This is a genomic window from Anaeromyxobacter sp. Red801 (assembly GCF_049201065.2).
Lineage (GTDB): Bacteria > Myxococcota > Myxococcia > Myxococcales > Anaeromyxobacteraceae > Anaeromyxobacter.
The window spans coordinates 4,015,351-4,031,206 of the sequence record NZ_CM181236.1 but is presented as its reverse complement, the minus strand read 5'-3'; the positions used below and the strand labels follow the sequence as shown (position 1 = coordinate 4,031,206).

Below are 15,856 nucleotides of genomic sequence, written 5' to 3'. Positions count from 1 at the left end.
CTCACGTGGCTCGCGGCGAGCCCGCGGACCAGGGCGTGGTCGCGACGCTGAGCAGCGTCACCGCCGGCAACTTCACCGAGGTGGTGAACTCCCAGGACCGGACGGTGCGGTACGTCTGGGACACCGTCACCGACCTCTCGCCGTTCCAGAACCGCTGGCACTATTACACGGGCTGTGACGGCGTGCGGGTGGCGCTCGGGTGCCCGGAGGCCATCCCGGTCACCTTCAGCATCGAGGCGTTCGCGAAGGGGGGCACCTGCCAGACCTACGTGGACGACCTCGGCCAGACCGTGTGCGCCTCGGACCAGGCGGTGGCGATGCTCCCCGCGGTGCAGGAGGCGGATCAGGTCGCCACCGGCTGCGTGGAGGAGGGCGGCGACACGAGCTGCGGGATCGGGCCGTGCGAGAGCGCCTGCACGCAGGCCTGCGACGCGCAGTTCCCGGTGGGCCGCGGCGCGGACAAGGGCAACGTGGCGCTCCTGAAGGCGTGCAAGGAGGCCTGTCCCTGCACGTGCAAGTACGAGCGCCCGGCGCGGTGCCCGCAGCCGCAGAACTGCGAGTGAGCGAGCGCGCTCGATCGACCGGATCGCCGGCGGCGCCCGCCGCCGGCGGTCCCGCCCGGCGCCGGCGGTGCGGCGACCGCGGGTGAACGCTACCCGGTCCGCCCCTGTGCGCGCGGCCAGCGCCCCTGGCTCTCCGCCGGATCCGCCGCGGGCTCCCCCGAGCGTCCCGCCCCGAAGGGCCGCGAGCGACGGTGCTCCGCCGGTGCATCCTGCGCGCCGCCGCGCCCCGCGCGGCCTGGCAGCGCCGCTGCCGAAAGGATGCCCATGCTCCGACACCTCGCCGCCCTGCTCGCGCTCCTCCTCGCCGGCCCCGCGCTCGCGCAGTCCCTGAGCCTCGGCCCGCCGCCGACGGTCGAGTACCGCGCCGACGCGGTCATGGAGACCGAGGCCGGGCGCATGCCGTCGAAGGTCTGGTCCGCGAAGGGCAAGGAGCGCCGCGAGCTGGACCTGGGGGGCCACGTCTCGACCACGATCGTCCGCACCGACCGCAAGGTGGTGTGGACGCTCATGCCCGAGCAGCGGATGTACATGGAGAACGCGTTCGGCGAGGCGGGCCCCGCGGGCGCCGGGCAGCCGCCGTCCTACGACATCGAGCAGACGCCCGCCGGCGAGGAGGTCGTGAACGGCGTCCCCTGCAAGAAGACGAAGGTCGTCATGACGGACCGGGCCAGCGGGACGAAGCTCGGCGGGTTCTTCTGGACGAGCAAGGACGGCATCGTCGTGAAGGTGGACGCGGTGGCGAGGTCCGAGGGGAGCAAGACCCGGTTCAAGCTCGAGCTGACGAACCTGCAGGTCGGGCCGCAGCCGGCCCACCTGTTCGAGATCCCCGCCGGCTGGTCGAAGATGGAGCTGCCCGCCGGGATGCCGGGCATGGGCGACATGATGAAGATGATGAAGGGCGGCCGTCCGTGAGCCTCCGCCCGGGCCCGGGCGGCGCGGCGGTGATCGCGGTCGCGGCGCTCGCCGCCGCCGGGGCCGCGCGCGCGGACGGGATCTCCTGCACGCCGGCGCTCCGCGCCGAGTCGCAGCGGACGCTCGCGGCGGGGCTCTCGCTGGAGCGCTCCGGCGCGCTGGTGGAGGCGGTGGCGCACTTCCACGCGGCCGGCGAGTTCTGCGACCTGCCCGCCGCGCGCGAGGGGCTGCGCCGTGCGGGGCGGGCGCTCGGGGCGGCCGCCGAGCGGGCCGGGCGCGCGCTGGGCGACGACCGGATCGCCCTGCGGGACGCGCCGCCGGGCTGCGCCGGCAAGGCGACGCCCGCGTGCGTCCCGGCGGAGCGGCTGGCGGCGCTCCGGGGCGCGTCCGCGCTCGCGTGGTACGAGGCGACCGGGAACGCGGCCGAGGCCGACCGGATCGTGCTCGCCGCCGGGAAGGCGTCGCCGCCGGACCTGGCGCGCTTCGCGCGCGCCTGGAGCCACTTCCTCGGCCGCGAGGCGGCCGGGGTGAACGATCCGCCGCGCCCGGGCACGCCCCGCGCCGAGCTGCAGGCGCTGGCCGCGGCCGAGGCGCGCCGGGCGCTCGAGGCCGAGGCGCGCGCGTTCGCGCCGCGCACCGACGCGCTGGGCGCCGGCGGGGCCCGCTCGCTCGCGGCCCTGGGGGACGCGCGCCGCTGGCGCGAGGCCGGCCGGCTCGGGGCCGGCGAGGTGGAGGCGCGCGCGGTGGAGCGCGGGGAGGCGCGGCTGCGCGGCGGGTCGGCCCCCGAGCTCGCCGAGGCGGACCGCTACTTCGCGCTCGCGGGCCGGGAGGATCGCCGGGCGGCGGTGCGCGAGCGGGCGGCCGCGGAGGGCGAGCGGGCGCTCGCGTCCGGCGACCGGATGCGGGCGGCCCAGCTCTTCACGCTCGCCGGCCGCGAGGATCGCGTGCGGGCGGCGGTGCCGGCGTCGAGCGCGCCGCCCGGGCCGAGGCCGTCGGCCGCGGACGTGCGGAAGAAGCTCGAGAAGACCGAGGCCGAGCAGGAGAAGTTCCGCAGGGAGCAGGCCGACGTCGAGAAGGAGCTGGGGATGTGAGCCGGGGGGCCCCGGCGGGCGCCGGCCGGCATGCTTGCGGCGGGCGCGCGATCCGCCCTACACCTCTCCCGTGCCGCCCGACCCCGAGCCGACGACCGCCGCGACCCGCGCCGCCCCGGCCCGCCGGCTGCTGCTCCTCGCGCTCGGCTGGACGGCGTTCGCGCTGGGCGCGATCGGGCTGCTGCTGCCCATCGTGCCCACCACGCCGTTCATGCTGGTGGCGCTCTGGGCGTTCTCGGCCAGCTCCGAGCGCTTCCACCGCTGGCTGTACACGCACCGGCTCTTCGGGCCGCCGCTGCAGAAGTGGCAGCGGGATCGCGCCATCCCGGTCTGGGTGAAGGCGATCGCGCTCGGGAGCATGGCGGTGAGCCTCGCCTGGCTGGCGTTCGTGGTGCGGCCGCCGCGCTACGCGCTCCTCGCCGCAGCGGCGCTCGTCGCGGGCGGCGCCACGTTCGTCCTGCGCATCCCGAGCCGGCCGCGGCAGCCGGTGCGGGAGCCGTGATGGCGCGCCGCCGGCGCACGCCGCTCGCGATCCTGGGCGCCGCGGCGCTGCTGGTCGCCTGCGGCGGCGGCCGCGGCCACCGCGGGGAGGGCGCGCGCTCGCCGGCCGCCACCGGTGGATGCGGCGCCGGCTGCCCCGAGGGCCAGGTCTGCGTGGACGTGCCCGGCGACGCCTGCGCCTGGCCGTCCGACGCGGGCTGCCCGGGCGCGTGCGTGGTCCCGGTGGCGTGCGGCGGCTTCGCGGCGATCCGGTGCCCCGGCGGCCGGGCCTGCGTGGACGACCCGCGCGACGACTGCGCCCCGCCCCGCGGCGCCGACTGCGGCGGCCTGTGCGCGCCCGGGCCCGCCGCGGACGCGCGCTGATCGCGCGAGTGGTCTATCCTCGCGACCGTGAAGGACCTCCCCCTCAACGCGCTCCGCGCCTTCGCGCTCGTGTTCGCGCACCGCGGCGTGCGCCCCGCCGCGCGAGAGCTCGGCGTGGCCCACTCGTCGCTGAGCCGGCACCTGGCCGAGCTGGAGGCCTGGGCCGGCACGCCGCTGACGCGCGGCCCCGGCGGGCGGGCCGGGCTCTCCTTCACGCCGCAGGGCGAGGCGCTCGGGCAGGCGGCGCTGGCCGCGCTGCGCGAGCTGGAGCGGGCCGCCGCCGCGGTGCGGGAGGCGCGCTCGGAGCGCTCGGTGGTGATCTCGACCACCGCCTCGTTCGCGAGCCGCTGGCTGCTGCCGCGGCTCCCCGCGCTGGAGGCGCGCCACCCGGACCTGGAGGTCTCGGTGCTCGTGGACCCGCGGCCGGTGGATCTCGGGACCGCGGGCGCCGGGGAGGTGGATCTCGCGATCCGGCTCGGGCGCGGCCCCTGGCGCGACCTGGACTGCCAGCCCCTGCTCGACGAGGTGCTGTACCCGGTGATGAGCCCGGCCGCGTGGCGGGCGGCGGGCTCGCCGCGCCGGCCGCCGGCGCTGGCGCGGCTGCGGCTGCTGCACGACCGGGATCCGGGCGCGACCTGGGAGCTGTGGCGGCGCGCCCACGGGCCCGCCTCGCTGGACGTCCGGCGCGGCCCGCGCCTCGCCTCGACCGACCTCGTGCTCCGCGCCGCGGCGCAGGGGCAGGGGGTGGCGCTGGCGCGGCACCGGCTCGCGGCGGACGACGTCGCCGCCGGCCTGCTGGTCCGGCCCTTCGAGCGGTCGGTGGCGATCGGGCCGGCCTACTGGCTGGTGCTCCCGCCGCACGGGCGCGGCCGCCCCGCCACCGCGGCGGTGGTGGCCTGGCTGGAGCAGGAGGCCCGCGCCTGCGGTCCGGCGCCTGCCTGAACGGTCTCGTCCCGAGACCGAACCTCGCGCCCGTCCGACCGGCCCCGCGTGGCAGATCCCAGCCATGGAGGGCGCCGGCATGGAGACGTGGATCGCGACCGCTGGGCTGGTGGCCGTGGGGGTGTTCACCCCCGGGCCGAGCAACTTCGTGGTGATGCACCGGGCCGCCGCGGCCGGGCTCCGGGGCGCCGTCCCGGCCATCGCGGCGGTCCTGCTCGGGCTCGTCGCCCTGCTCGGGCTGGCGGCCGCGGGCGGGGGGGCGCTGCTCGCGGCGGCCCCGGCGCTGCGCCGCGTGCTGCAGGCGGGCGGCGCGGTCTACCTGGCGTGGGGCGGCGTCGCGCTCGTGGTGGAGAGCTTCCGGCGCGGGCCGGACTCCGGCGCCCCGGCCGGCGGCGCGCTGCCGCAGCGGCCGGCGGCGGTGTTCCTGTTCCAGTTCACGAACCCGAAGGCCTGGGCCATGGTGGTCACGGCGGCGTCGGCCTCCGGCGACGCCGGCGCGGGCGAGGCGTACCTGCGGCTCCTCCCGCTGTTCACGGCGCTGTCGCTCGCCGGCCTCCTCACCTGGGCGGTGCTCGGATCCTCGCTGGAGCGCGCCATGCGCGTGCCGCGCTGGCGCCGCCGGATCGACCGCGGCATGGGCGCGCTGCTCGCCGCCTCGGCCGCCCTGCTGCTCGCGCGCGCCTGAGCGAGCGGGGCCGGGCTCCCTCCCTTACACCCCAGCACGAGGTCGTTCGCATGCAACCGATCGTCGGAATCGTGGGCGGGCTCGGTCCCGAGGGGACCGTCCACTACTACCGGAAGCTCACCGCCCGGCTCGCCGCGCTGCCGCTCGATCCGGGCCGGCCGGGCGTCGTCGTGGACCACGTCTGGATCGACCGGTTCTCGGCGCTGCTCCGGGCGGGCGCCGATCCGGAGGCGCTGGAGCTCTTGCTGGGCTCGCTCCGGCGGCTCGAGCGCGCCGGCGCCACCCTGGCGCTCTTCGCGGCGGTGACGCCGCACCGGTTCCTGCCGGCGCTCCGGCCCCGCTCGCCGCTGCCCATCGTCGACCTGGTGGGCGCGACCTGCGAGGACGTGCGCGCCGCCGGCCACCGGGTGGTCGGCCTCGTCGGCACGCGCTTCACCGTCTCGGAGCCGTTCTTCCGCGAGGCGCTCGAGGCGGGCGGCGCCCGGGTGGTGGTCCCCGACGACGCAGGGGCCGACGTCCTGGACGCGCTGATCTTCGGGCCGCTCGCGCGCGGCGAGAAGACGCCCGGGATGAAGGGCGAGCTCGCCGCGATCGTGGGCCGCATGGCGGCGCGGGCACCGCTCGACGCGCTGGTGGTCGCCTGCACCGACCTCATGGACCTGATGGGAACCGAGGTCCCGCTCCTCGACCCGATCGACAGCCACCTGCGCCTCGCGCTCCGGATGCTCGGCTCATCCGGAGCGCGGGCGCAGTGACGCTCACATGGCCGGCAGCGCCGCCATCCGGCGCTGCATCTCCTCCGGCGAGACGTCCTCCTTGTGCGTGCCGACGTGCCAGAGGTGGCCGAACGGATCGACGATGGAGCCCATCCGGTCGCCGTAGAACTTGTCCTCCACGGCGCCCTTCAGCGTGGCGCCGGCGGCGACGGCGCGGGCCACGGTGGCGTCCACGTCGGGCACGTACACGACGAGCCCGACCGCGGTGCCGCCGATGGACTTCGGGCCGAGCGCGCCCATCTCCGGGTGCTCGTCCGCGAGCATGAACGGCGAGTCGCCGATCTTCAGCTCCGCGTGGCCGACGCGGCCCTCCGGCCCGGGCAGGCGCATGATCTCCACCGCGCCGAAGATCTGCTTGTAGAACTCGATCGCCCGGCCGGCCTCCTTCATCACGAGGTAGGGGGTCAGGGCGTGGTAGGCGTCGGGGACGTGGTTGACGGCGGCGGACATCGGGCGCTCCTCGGCTTCGGGTTCTCACGAGGAGTGTCACGGCGCGGCGCCGGGATCGACGCCCCCGGCGGGTGAACAACCGTTCAGGGTAGGTCCGGCGCCGCCGGGCGCCGCCGCTGCCACCTCGCCCAGAGCCAGGTGGCGAGCAGGCGCGCCACCATCCCGCACACCATGCCCCAGGCGGCGCCGGCGAGCACGTCGGTGGGCCAGTGCACGCCCACGTAGACGCGGCTCAGCGCCACCAGCACCGCCACGCCCAGCGCCGCGAGCCCGAGGCGCGGGCCGGCGGCGGCCGCCACGGTGGCCATGGCGAAGAAGTTCGCCGCGTGCAGGCTGGGCAGCGAGCCCACGTCGGCGGCGGGCGCCAGCCAGCGGAACGTGCCGGGCGGCAGCGCGTAGCAGGGACGGCGCCGCGCGAGGAGCGGCCGCAGCAGCTGCGAGCCGAGGCCGTCGCTCATCGCGATGGCGGCGCCGAGCGCGGCCACCAGGCGGAGCCGGGCGGCGAGCGGGCCGCGCCCCGCGCGCGCGATGAGCGCCGCGAGCAGGATCGCCCACGCCGCGCCGAACGGCTTCGACGACACCAGCACCATGAGGCCGTCGAGGATGGGGCCGCCGTCCGCGTTCAGCGCGCGGAACAGCCAGGCCTCGCCGGCGGTGTGGAGGTCGTGGGTGATCGCTGCGAGCACGGGGTCCCCGGGGAGCGCGGTCCTGAGGCCCTCCTCTTACCCCGTTTCGGCGGCTCCGGGGGCCGCGCCGCTACACGCGCGGGCGCGCCCGGAGCTCCGGCGCGGGCCGGGGGGCCCGCTCGCGCAGGTCGCCGCCGGTGGCCGCGGCCGCGTCCACCAGCCGGTCCACGCCCTCCAGCGCCGCCCGCGCGCAGTCCGCCTGCGGCCCGGTGACCGGGTAGCTGCCGCGGCCACCCCGGTGCGCCTCGAGCAGCTCGAGCAGCGCCGCCCGGCCCGGCGTGCCGGGCGCGTGCGCCGCCCAGGCCGGCGCGACGTACCGCTGCATCACGTCGAGCAGCGAGCGGAAGCGGATCCAGCGGTGGTCGTCCCAGCGGAACCGGTCGCGCAGCCGCACGCCGGCGTCGGCGCCGCGCGCGGCGAGCCGCGCGATCACCTCCGGCGGCATCTCGAGGTTGAGCCCGCCCTCGTCGGCCGCGTGCGAGACGTGCACGATGCGGTCGCGGTAGCCCGGCGCGGTGAGCTGCATCTCGTCCACCCAGGTCTGCATGGTGGTCACCACCGCGGCCAGGAACCGGAGCGGCGCGGCGCGCCCCGCGCCGAGGCGGTGCCAGCGCTGCGCGATCCCCGACGCGTTGTTCGCGGGCAGCCAGGCGCCGAGCGGGTGATCGGGGTGCTGCGCGCGGAGGTCGATCGCGAACGTCGGGCGGGTCGGCAGCGCGGCGTCGAAGAAGTGGATGGGGATGTTGGAGCAGATCCCGCCGTCGGAGAACCAGGCCCGCTCCAGCTCCGGCTCGGCGCGCCGCCGCTGGTTCCGCCTGCGCGTCCAGTCCACGCCGTGCAGCGGCACCGCCCCGAGGAGCAGCGGGAAGCTGAGGCTCATGCGCGCGAGCACCAGCACCGGCAGCCCGGGCCCGCGCGGGAAGAGCACCAGCGACGGGTCGTGGGCGGGGAGCCGCACGCGCCGGCCGTCGGTGCGCGCCCGGCGCTCCGCCTCCTCGGCGCGCCCGGCCTCCACCAGCCGGTCCACCACCTCGCCCGGGAACAGGGCCCGGAACTCGGCCTCGCGGAAGAAGAACACCGGGTCGTCGGGGTGGAGCGGCAGCCGGAACGGGCGCTGGTGCGTGACGCTCGTGGTGGTGACCTCGAGCCGCAGGCCGTGGCGCTCGAGGTGGCCGAGCGTGAGCACCTCGCGCGTCCCCGCCAGCGTCTGGACGAGGCCGTGCAGCCAGGCGGTGAGCGGCGGCGGGCCGCCGCCGCCGGGCGGGGCGAAGCCGCTGCACACCCCGAGGCCGTTGTCGGCGATGGCGCCGAGCGCCGAGACGGCCGACGCCGCCGCGGCGCCGAGCGCGGCGAGCCCCAGCACCGCGGCGGCGGAGAGCCAGAGCGCCGCCGCCGCGGCGAGCCCGTCCTGCCGCGTCGCGAGCGCGCCCACTGCGCCCGCGAGCAGGAGCCCGGCGAGCGCCACCCAGCGCCCCGGCGACGCGAGGACGAGCGGCGCGGCCGCGCCCGCCACCTTGCCGGCGGCGCTCCCGCCCCGCGCCGCCCCGAGCAGCGCGTCGAGCACGGGCCGGGTGCGGCGCGTCGGCTGGAACAGCGACGACAGCCGCGAGCCGCCGCCGGGGAGCCGCTCGCCCAGGCTGGCGGGGAGCGCCGCCAGGCCGGCGAAGCCGGACCCCGGCGCCGTCGCGCCGGTCTGCCGCCCGTACTCGGCCGCCACCGCCGCCGCGGCCGCGATGGCGCCCGCGGACGAGCCGCCCACCGAGCGGAAGCGGTACCGGCGCGCCAGCTCCACCAGCGCGAGCGGGTACACCACGCCGCTCGTGATGCCGCCCTTCATCACCAGGTCGCACTCGAGCCCTTCGGCCTCGCCCGTCCCGTCCTGCATGCGGAGTCCCTCGCGGCTGTCACGATCGCAGGCCACTTTGCCATCGGTGAGGGGCTTGTCGAGCCAGCGGCCGCGCGCCGTGGGGGCGCCTGCCGCGCGGGTCCACCCGTCCGCGATGCCGCCCCCGTGCGAGCCCGGCGCGCCGCCGCGCCGGCGCACATGTCCGTGCCGGAGGCGCTCCGATGACCCGAGTTCCCGCCGCGGCCGCCTGGCCCGACCTGCCGCTCGCCCCGTGGGACGGCACCCGCCACGCGCTGCACATGTGGACCCAGATCATGGGCAAGACGCTGCTGGCGCTCGCCCCCGCGCAGAACCACTGGTGGCACACCGCGCTGCGCGTCTCCGCCCGCGGCCTGGCCAGCCCGGTCCCGATCGCCACGCCCGACGGCTGGCTCGACCTCGAGCTCGATCTCGTCGATCACGTGCTGGCGGTGCGGACCGATCGGCGCACCGCCTCCGTCCCGCTCGCGCCGCGCTCGGTGCACGCGTTCTACGACGAGTACCGGGCGCTGCTCGGCGCGCTGGGCGTGAGGGCCCGCCTCTCGCCGGTGCCCTGCGAGGTGCCGGATCCGGTCCCGTTCGACCGGGACGACGCGCCGCGGCCGTACGACGCCGAGGCCGCGAACCGCTTCTGGCAGGTGCTCCGGCGCTGCGCGGCCGCGCTGGAGTCGCTCTGCGACGGGTTCCTCGGCAAGCAGAGCCCGGTGCACTTCTTCTGGGGAAGCTTCGACCTCGCGGCGACGCGCTTCTCCGGGCGGCGCGCGCCGGAGCGGCCGGGCGCCGACGCCGTGACGCGCGAGGCGTACTCGCACGAGGTGATCTCGTTCGGCTTCTGGCCGGGCGGCGCGGCCGCCTCCGGGGCCCGCGTGGAGGAGCCGGTGCTCTACGCCTACGCGGCGCCGGAGCCGCCGGGCTTCCGCGACGCGGACCTGGGCGTCGCGGGCGCGCGCTACGACGCGCGGCTGGGCGAGTTCCTGCTCCCGTACGCGGCGGCCCGCGCCGCGCCGGATCCGGCCGCGGAGATCCGCGCGTTCTGCGAGGCGGCCTACCGCGCCGGCGCGAGCCTGGGCGGCTGGGATCGCGCCGCGCTGGAGCGGGCCGCCGGCGCCCCGGCGCCCGGTCCGTGAGCCCGCCCGCCGGCTCGGCGGGCCCGGACCAGATGGTGTAGAACGGACGGCCCGGCAAGGAGGCGGCACATGGACGTGGTCACCCGGCAGATCCGCAGCGAGATGGAGGGCGCCTCCTGGATCCGGCGCATGTTCGACGCCGGCCTCGAGCTGAAGCAGCGCATCGGCGCCGACAACGTGTTCGACTTCAGCCTGGGGAACCCGGACGTCCCGCCGCCCCCCGCCGCCGCCGCCGCGCTGCGCGGCCTCGCCGAGCAGATCACCGCGCCCATGGGGCTCGGCTACTGCCCGAACGCCGGGCTGCCCTCGGTCCGCGTGGCGCTGGCGCGCCGCCTCGCCGCCGAGCAGCAGGCGCCGGTCGAGGCGCGGCACCTCGTGCTCACCTGCGGCGCCGCCGGCGGGCTGGTCACGTTCTTCCGCGCGGTGCTGGAGCCGGGCGACGAGGTGCTGTGCTTCGCGCCGTACTTCGTGGAGTACGGCGCGTACGCCGGCCACTTCGGCGGCGTGCTCCGGGCGGTGCCGTCGAAGGTGCCGGACTTCACCCCCGACCTCGCCGCGCTGGAGGCCGCCATCGGCCCGCGCGCGCGGGTGGTGCTCGTCAACTCGCCCAACAACCCCACCGGCCGCATCTACGACGCCGCCACGATGCGGGCGCTCGGCGCGCTGCTCTCGCGCGTCAACCAGGGCCGCGAGCGCCCGGTGTTCCTCGTCTCCGACGAGCCCTACCGCCGGCTCGCCTACGGCGGCGCGGAGGTGGCGCCGATCCTGCCGCTCACCCCGTTCTCGCTGGTGGTGGGCTCGTTCTCGAAGAGCCTGTCGCTCGCCGGCGAGCGGGTGGGTTATCTGTTGGTGAACCCCGCCATGCCCGACGCGCAGGTGCTGGTGGACGCGCTCACCCTCACCAACCGCACGCTCGGCTTCGTGAACGCGCCGGTGGTGGGGCAGCGGCTCGTCGAGGCGCTGGTGGACGAGAGCGTGGACGTCGCCGTCTACGATCGCCGCCGCCGCGCCATGGCCGAGGCGCTCACCGGCGCCGGCATCGCGTTCCACCTGCCCGAGGGCGCGTTCTACTTCTTCCCGGAGGCGCCGGGCGGCGACGATCAGGCCTTCGTGCGGCTCCTGCTGGAGGAGAACATCCTGGCCGTGCCGGGTCGCGGCTTCGGCATGCCGGGCTACGTCCGGCTCACGTTCTGCGTGGACGAGCAGGTGATCCGGCGCGCCGCCCCGGGCTTCGCCCGCGCCGCGCGGAAGGCGCGCGGGGCCTAGCGGCCGGCGCTCGCGGCCTGCGGCGCGCGGTCGCACGCGCGCCGCCAACGCGCAAGACGATCCCACTCCGCCGACGACAACCCCGCCCCACCGGCGCCCGCGCCGCCGCGCGGAACGCCGTCGTTCCGCGCCCCTCCGGCCCGGCGCCGCGGTTGCAGTGCGGCCGCGCACACAACGTGCGACGGCCGGCCCGCCGGCGTCGGAGGAGACCCGATGAAGCGAATGCTGCTCGTGATGGCGCTCGCGCTCGCGATGCCGCCGGTGGCGAAGGCGCAGGAGCCCACCCCGGAGTCCGGCCTCATGGTCCGGCTGCGCGCGCTGTACCTGGGCCCGGCCGACCGGTCCGACGCCATCCCCGCGCTCGGGGTCCCGAAGGACGCGATCACCGTGAGCGACAAGGTCATCCCCGAGGTGGACGTCTCCTGGTTCTTCAACCGGTTCCTCGCGGCCGAGCTCGTCCTGACCTACCCGCAGGAGCACGACGTGAAGCTGTCGGGCGCGAAGATCGGGACGTTCAGCCACCTGCCCCCGACGCTCACGGTGCAGGGCCACCTGCCCCTCGGTCGCGTGAAGCCGTACCTCGGCGCCGGCGTGAACTTCACGCTCATCACCGCCACCGACCTCGCGGTGCCCGGCGTCGGCAAGCTCGAGCTGGAGGACTCCAGCCTCGGGCTCGCGGCCCAGGCGGGAGTGGACGTGCAGGTGACCGGGCGCTGGTACGCCAACGCGGACGTGAAGTACGTCACGATCCGGTCCGACGTGAAGGCCGGCGGTGCCAAGGTGAGCGAGGTCCGCGTCGATCCGTGGCTGATCGGCGGGGGCATCGGGTACCGGTTCTAGCCTCGGAGGCGCGCCGGGCGCGGGCGTGACGCGCGCGTTCTTGCGCGGGCCCCGCGCCTCCGTGCGCGTTCAACGGCAGCCGGCGCCCTGCTATCTCCCCGTCGCCCGCGCGCGGACGACGCGCACGCGGGCGACGGGGAGGAGGTCGCAGCCATGAGGGACGCGAGGGACCCGGGTGGGCAAGCGGCACCGGCCGTGGGCGGCGGCGTCCGGGAGCATGCCGCGGCGGACGGCGCGGCGTCCCGCGACGCCGGCCTCGACGGCGCGACGCTGGCGCACGAGCTGAAGAACCCGCTCACCGCGGTGAAGGCGCTCGTCCAGCTCGGGCTGGCCAACCCGCGGGAGGCCGCGTCGCACGAGCGGCTCGAGCAGGTGGCGCGGGCGGTCGAGCGGATGGAGCGGATCCTGCGCGACTACCTCGCCTCGGCGCGGGGGATGGCCGAGCTCGCCCCGGCCCGGGTCGAGGTGGGCCCGCTCGTCTCCGGCGTGCTCCAGGGGCTCTCGGCGCGCGCGAGCGAGGCGCGGGTGCGGCTCGTGACGCACGGGGACGCGACCGTCGAGGCCGATCCCCGGCGCCTCGAGGAGGCGCTCGTCAACCTGGTCGCGAACGGGATCGAGGCCACCCCGCCGGGCGGCGAGGTCGCGGTCGAGGTGCTGTCGTCGGCGGAGGGGGCCGAGCTGGTGGTGCGCGACACCGGCAGCGGCATCGCGCCGGACGCGCTGCAGCGGCTCGGCACGCCGTTCTTCAGCACCCGCTCCGGCGGGAACGGCCTGGGCGTCGCGCACGTGCGCTCGGTGATCGCGATGCACGGCGGCTCGCTCCGATACGAGAGCGAGCCGGGCAAGGGCACCGTGGTCCGGGCCACGCTGCCCCGGCGCGCCCGGGCGGCCTAGGAGGCCGTCGAGCGGGACGCGCTCTGGAGCCGCTCGCCCCGAGCCCGTGGAGGGCGAGCTAGAGGAGCGCGGCCGCCGCGAGCGCGAGCGCCGCCACCGCGGCGCCGGCGCACCAGTCGCGGGCGCGGGGCGGGGGCACGCCGGTCCACGCCTCGGGCCGGTCCAGCCGCCGCGCGGCCACCGCCAGCGTCTGGTCCCAGGTCATGCGCGCGAGGTTGCGCGTCCCGGCCTCCACCACCAGCGCCAGCGCCCGGGTCCTCGACAGGCGCAGCCGCCGCGCCCGCAGCGCGGCGCGCGCCGCCTCGAACGCGGCGAGCGCGCGCGGGACGAAGTGGACCATGAGCAGGAGCGCGAGCGAGGCGCTCCAGGCGCGGTCGCGCAGCACCGGGCGCGTCAGCGTGGCGAGCGCGAGCCCCAGCGCGCGCGGGCTGACGAGGGCGCTCACCGCGGCGCCGAGCAGGAGCAGCGCCGCGAGCCGAAGGCACAGCAGCCCGGCGGTGGCGAGCGCGGCCGGGGGCGGGGTGCCGCCGGCGAGGTCGAGCGCGAGCTTCACGCCGCCCCACAGCAGCGCGAACCCGCCCGCCCAGCGCGCCAGCCGGCGCGCCTCGCGCGCGGTCGCCCCGGACGCCGCCAGCGCCCCCGCGAAGCCGGCCGCGTAGAGGGCGTTGGCCGCGGGGCCGGCGCGCCACACGAGCACGCCGAACAGGAGCGCGAGCAGCAGCACCACCCGCCCGTCCACCTCGCCGAGCGGACCGCGCGCCCGCCGCGCGGCGGGCCAGGACGGCGCGCCGGTCACGCCCATGGGTCGAGCCCGTGCGCGGAGAGCCACGCGCCCGGCGGCCGGACCCCGTGCCGGCGCAGCAGCGGGAACACGGCCTCGGCCGCGCCGTCCGCCACCAGCCGCCCGCGCTCCAGCACCAGCCAGCGATCGGCGAGGTCCGCGAGCGCCTCGAGGTCGTGCGCGGCCACGACCTGGGTGACGCCCGCCGCCCGGTTCGCGGCGAGCACCGCGCGCACCTCGCGGATGGCCGGGTAGTCGAGCCCGGCGAACGGCTCGTCGAGCAGCAGCACCTCGGGCGCGTCGCGGAGCGCGGTGGCGATGCAGAGCTTCCGGCGCGTCCCGAGCGAGAGCGCGTGGACCGGCGCCGCGAGGTCGGCGAGGCCGAGCCGCGCCGCGAGCGCCCGGGCCGCGTCGCGCGCCGCGGCGTCGCCGGGCCGCAGCCCGAGCAGCAGGTCCTCCTCCACCGTCGCGCCGATGATCTGCTGATCCGGGTCCTGGAGCACCAGCGCCGCGCGGCGGCGGATGGCCTCCTCGGCGCCGGGCGAGGCGTCGCCGCCCACCGCGAGCGTCCCGGCGCTCGGGGTGAACAGCCCGGCGAGGAGCGCGAGCAGCGTGGACTTGCCGGAGCCGTTCGCGCCCACCACCGCGCAGAGCGCGCCGCGCGGCAGCGCGAAGTCGATCGCCTCGAGCGCCGGTCCGCCCGCGCCGAACGCGTAGCCGAGCCCGTCCGCGCGGATCATGCCGGCGCGAGCCCCTGCGCCCGGAGGCGGCGCGCTACCCACAGCGCGACCACCACCTTCACCACGTCGAACGGCAGGAACGGGACCACGCCGGCCACGATCGCCTGGCGCGCGCCGAGGTGGAGCACCGCGGCGAGCCAGGCCGCGCCGATGACGTAGGCGGCCGCGAGCGCCGCCGCGCCGGCGACGAGGCCGGCGCCCCAGCCGATGGGGCCGCGCCGCGGGACGAGGCCGGTGAGCGCCGCCGCGACCACGAAGCCGAACAGGTAGCCGCCGGTCGGACCGAGCACCACGCCCAGCCCGGCGGCGCCGCCCGCGAACACCGGGAGGCCGAGCACGCCCGCCGCCACGTAGAGCGCCACCGCCGCGGCGCCGCGCGCGGGGCCGAGGAGGTAGCCGGCCAGGAACGCGAACAGCGGCTGGAGCGTGATGGGCACGGCGCCGACCGGCACCTGGATCCACGCGCCCACCGCGATGCACGCGGCGAGCAGCGCCGTCCAGACCAGCCGGTGCACGCGGGCGAGCGGGGGAGCCGGCGCGGGGCGGGGCGGGGCGGGGTCGGCGTTCGGGGCGGGCATGGCTGGGCTGCGTGGCCGCGGGTGCGGCGCGCCAAGGAACCACCTCCGGCGCGTGGGCGCAAGGGCGCGCACGGGCGAGGCGCGCCGCCTCGCGGCAGGTTAGATGTGCCCCCGGCCATGACCTCCCGCCCCGCGCTGCCGATGGTCCACGTGGTGCGCCCGCCGCGCGTGCCCTCCGCGAAGCCTCCGCTGCTCGTGCTGCTGCACGGCATCGGCGCGGACGAGCGCGATCTCCTGCCGCTCGCCGCCCACCTCGACCCGCGGTTCCTCACGGTCTCGCTGCGCGCGCCGAACGAGGCGGAGCCCATGGGCTTCGCCTGGTACGCCATCGACTGGCGCACCGCGCCGCCTCGCCACGACGTGGCGCAGGCGGCCGCCAGCCTCGAGGCGCTGCTGGCGTTCCTGGCGGACGCGCCCGCCGCGCTCGGCACCGACCCCGCGCGCACGTTCCTGTTCGGCTTCAGCCAGGGCGCGGCCATGTCGCTCGCGGCGGCGCTGGCGCGCCCGGAGCTGGTGCGCGGCGCGGTGCTCCACTCCGGCCGCCCGCTCCCCGGCCAGCCCGGGCCGGCCGGCGAGCTCGCCGGCCTGGAGGTGCTGGTGCTGCACGGCCTCGCCGACCCGGTGCTCCCGCCGGAGCAAGGCCGCGCCATCCGCGACCTGCTCGCCCCCGCGCTCGGGCCGCGCCTCGTCCACCGCGAGCTCGACTGCGCGCACGAGGTCACCGCCGAGACGCTGGCCGAGGCGGCGGGCTGGCTCTCGGCGCGGCTGGGGTAGGC

Annotated in this window: 19 protein-coding genes; 13 read left to right on the top strand and 6 right to left on the bottom strand. The window is 77.8% G+C overall.

Annotated features, from left to right (window positions below; all coding sequences use genetic code 11):
* The first annotated feature begins 5 nt into the window (after positions 1 to 5).
* From ACOQFB_RS18600 to ACOQFB_RS18565, 8 genes are all read left to right on the top strand, one after another.
* Entirely contained in the window at positions 6 to 563 is a 558-nt protein-coding gene (locus ACOQFB_RS18600) for a hypothetical protein (protein WP_421609057.1), read from the top strand.
* A gap of 264 nt (positions 564 to 827) precedes the next feature.
* Positions 828 to 1,475 carry a DUF4412 domain-containing protein gene (locus ACOQFB_RS18595; RefSeq protein ID WP_421609056.1) on the top strand — a complete coding sequence of 216 codons (648 nt, stop codon included), beginning with the start codon at positions 828 to 830 and terminating at the stop codon, positions 1,473 to 1,475.
* A complete protein-coding gene (locus tag ACOQFB_RS18590) occupies positions 1,472 to 2,566 on the top strand; it encodes a hypothetical protein (RefSeq protein ID WP_421609055.1) in 1,095 nt (364 codons plus the stop codon). The genes ACOQFB_RS18595 and ACOQFB_RS18590 overlap by 4 nt, the downstream gene beginning before the upstream one ends.
* A gap of 70 nt (positions 2,567 to 2,636) precedes the next feature.
* A complete protein-coding gene (locus ACOQFB_RS18585) occupies positions 2,637 to 3,068 on the top strand; it encodes a YbaN family protein (protein ID WP_421609054.1) in 432 nt (143 codons plus the stop codon).
* The gene (locus ACOQFB_RS18580) at positions 3,068 to 3,430 is read left to right on the top strand and encodes a hypothetical protein (RefSeq protein ID WP_059439325.1); all 363 of its coding nucleotides are present in this window, start codon (positions 3,068 to 3,070) and stop codon (positions 3,428 to 3,430) included. Before ACOQFB_RS18585 ends, ACOQFB_RS18580 begins: the two co-directional genes overlap by 1 nt.
* A gap of 27 nt (positions 3,431 to 3,457) precedes the next feature.
* Positions 3,458 to 4,372, top strand: a complete 915-nt coding sequence (locus ACOQFB_RS18575; protein ID WP_059439326.1) for a LysR substrate-binding domain-containing protein — start codon at positions 3,458 to 3,460, stop codon at positions 4,370 to 4,372.
* Between the two features lie 79 nt (positions 4,373 to 4,451).
* A complete protein-coding gene (locus ACOQFB_RS18570) occupies positions 4,452 to 5,057 on the top strand; it encodes a LysE family translocator (protein ID WP_421609053.1) in 606 nt (201 codons plus the stop codon).
* A 50-nt stretch (positions 5,058 to 5,107) separates the two neighbouring features.
* Positions 5,108 to 5,812, top strand: coding sequence for an aspartate/glutamate racemase family protein (locus ACOQFB_RS18565; protein WP_421609052.1), 705 nt, complete (start codon positions 5,108 to 5,110; stop codon positions 5,810 to 5,812).
* Between the two features lie 3 nt (positions 5,813 to 5,815).
* Here the strand turns inward: ACOQFB_RS18565 and ACOQFB_RS18560 are convergent, their stop codons facing one another.
* The 3 genes from ACOQFB_RS18560 to ACOQFB_RS18550 form a co-directional block, all read right to left on the bottom strand.
* Positions 5,816 to 6,283, bottom strand: a complete 468-nt coding sequence (locus ACOQFB_RS18560; protein ID WP_421609051.1) for a VOC family protein — start codon at positions 6,281 to 6,283, stop codon at positions 5,816 to 5,818.
* 83 nt (positions 6,284 to 6,366) lie between these two features.
* Positions 6,367 to 6,969 carry a phosphatase PAP2 family protein gene (locus ACOQFB_RS18555; protein ID WP_421609050.1) on the bottom strand — a complete coding sequence of 201 codons (603 nt, stop codon included), beginning with the start codon at positions 6,967 to 6,969 and terminating at the stop codon, positions 6,367 to 6,369.
* Between the two features lie 70 nt (positions 6,970 to 7,039).
* Positions 7,040 to 8,854, bottom strand: coding sequence for a SuhR protein (locus tag ACOQFB_RS18550; RefSeq protein WP_494492311.1), 1,815 nt, complete (start codon positions 8,852 to 8,854; stop codon positions 7,040 to 7,042).
* A gap of 182 nt (positions 8,855 to 9,036) precedes the next feature.
* Between ACOQFB_RS18550 and ACOQFB_RS18545 the strand changes: the two genes are divergently transcribed.
* The 4 genes from ACOQFB_RS18545 (at position 9,037) to ACOQFB_RS18530 (ending at position 12,981) form a co-directional block, all read left to right on the top strand.
* The gene (locus ACOQFB_RS18545; RefSeq protein ID WP_059436197.1) at positions 9,037 to 9,981 is read left to right on the top strand and encodes a DUF5996 family protein; all 945 of its coding nucleotides are present in this window, start codon (positions 9,037 to 9,039) and stop codon (positions 9,979 to 9,981) included.
* A 69-nt stretch (positions 9,982 to 10,050) separates the two neighbouring features.
* The gene (locus ACOQFB_RS18540) at positions 10,051 to 11,247 is read left to right on the top strand and encodes a pyridoxal phosphate-dependent aminotransferase (protein WP_421609048.1); all 1,197 of its coding nucleotides are present in this window, start codon (positions 10,051 to 10,053) and stop codon (positions 11,245 to 11,247) included.
* A 213-nt stretch (positions 11,248 to 11,460) separates the two neighbouring features.
* A complete protein-coding gene (locus ACOQFB_RS18535) occupies positions 11,461 to 12,087 on the top strand; it encodes an OmpW/AlkL family protein (protein ID WP_421609047.1) in 627 nt (208 codons plus the stop codon).
* A 153-nt stretch (positions 12,088 to 12,240) separates the two neighbouring features.
* Positions 12,241 to 12,981, top strand: a complete 741-nt coding sequence (locus ACOQFB_RS18530) for a sensor histidine kinase (protein ID WP_421609046.1) — start codon at positions 12,241 to 12,243, stop codon at positions 12,979 to 12,981.
* Between the two features lie 58 nt (positions 12,982 to 13,039).
* On the opposite strand, the gene ACOQFB_RS18525 is transcribed toward ACOQFB_RS18530, so the two are convergent.
* Genes ACOQFB_RS18525 through ACOQFB_RS18515 form a run of 3 tightly spaced genes read right to left on the bottom strand, consistent with a single transcriptional unit; the run spans position 13,040 to position 15,080 of the window.
* On the bottom strand, positions 13,040 to 13,783 hold the full coding sequence (locus ACOQFB_RS18525; RefSeq protein ID WP_421609045.1) for a hypothetical protein: 744 nt from the start codon (positions 13,781 to 13,783) through the stop codon (positions 13,040 to 13,042).
* Positions 13,774 to 14,502, bottom strand: coding sequence for an energy-coupling factor ABC transporter ATP-binding protein (locus ACOQFB_RS18520; protein WP_421609044.1), 729 nt, complete (start codon positions 14,500 to 14,502; stop codon positions 13,774 to 13,776). The genes ACOQFB_RS18525 and ACOQFB_RS18520 overlap by 10 nt, the downstream gene beginning before the upstream one ends.
* Entirely contained in the window at positions 14,499 to 15,080 is a 582-nt protein-coding gene (locus ACOQFB_RS18515; RefSeq protein WP_059436191.1) for a biotin transporter BioY, read from the bottom strand. The genes ACOQFB_RS18520 and ACOQFB_RS18515 overlap by 4 nt, the downstream gene beginning before the upstream one ends.
* A gap of 117 nt (positions 15,081 to 15,197) precedes the next feature.
* Between ACOQFB_RS18515 and ACOQFB_RS18510 the strand changes: the two genes are divergently transcribed.
* Entirely contained in the window at positions 15,198 to 15,854 is a 657-nt protein-coding gene (locus ACOQFB_RS18510) for an alpha/beta hydrolase (RefSeq protein ID WP_059436190.1), read from the top strand.
* The last annotated feature ends 2 nt before the right edge of the window (positions 15,855 to 15,856 follow it).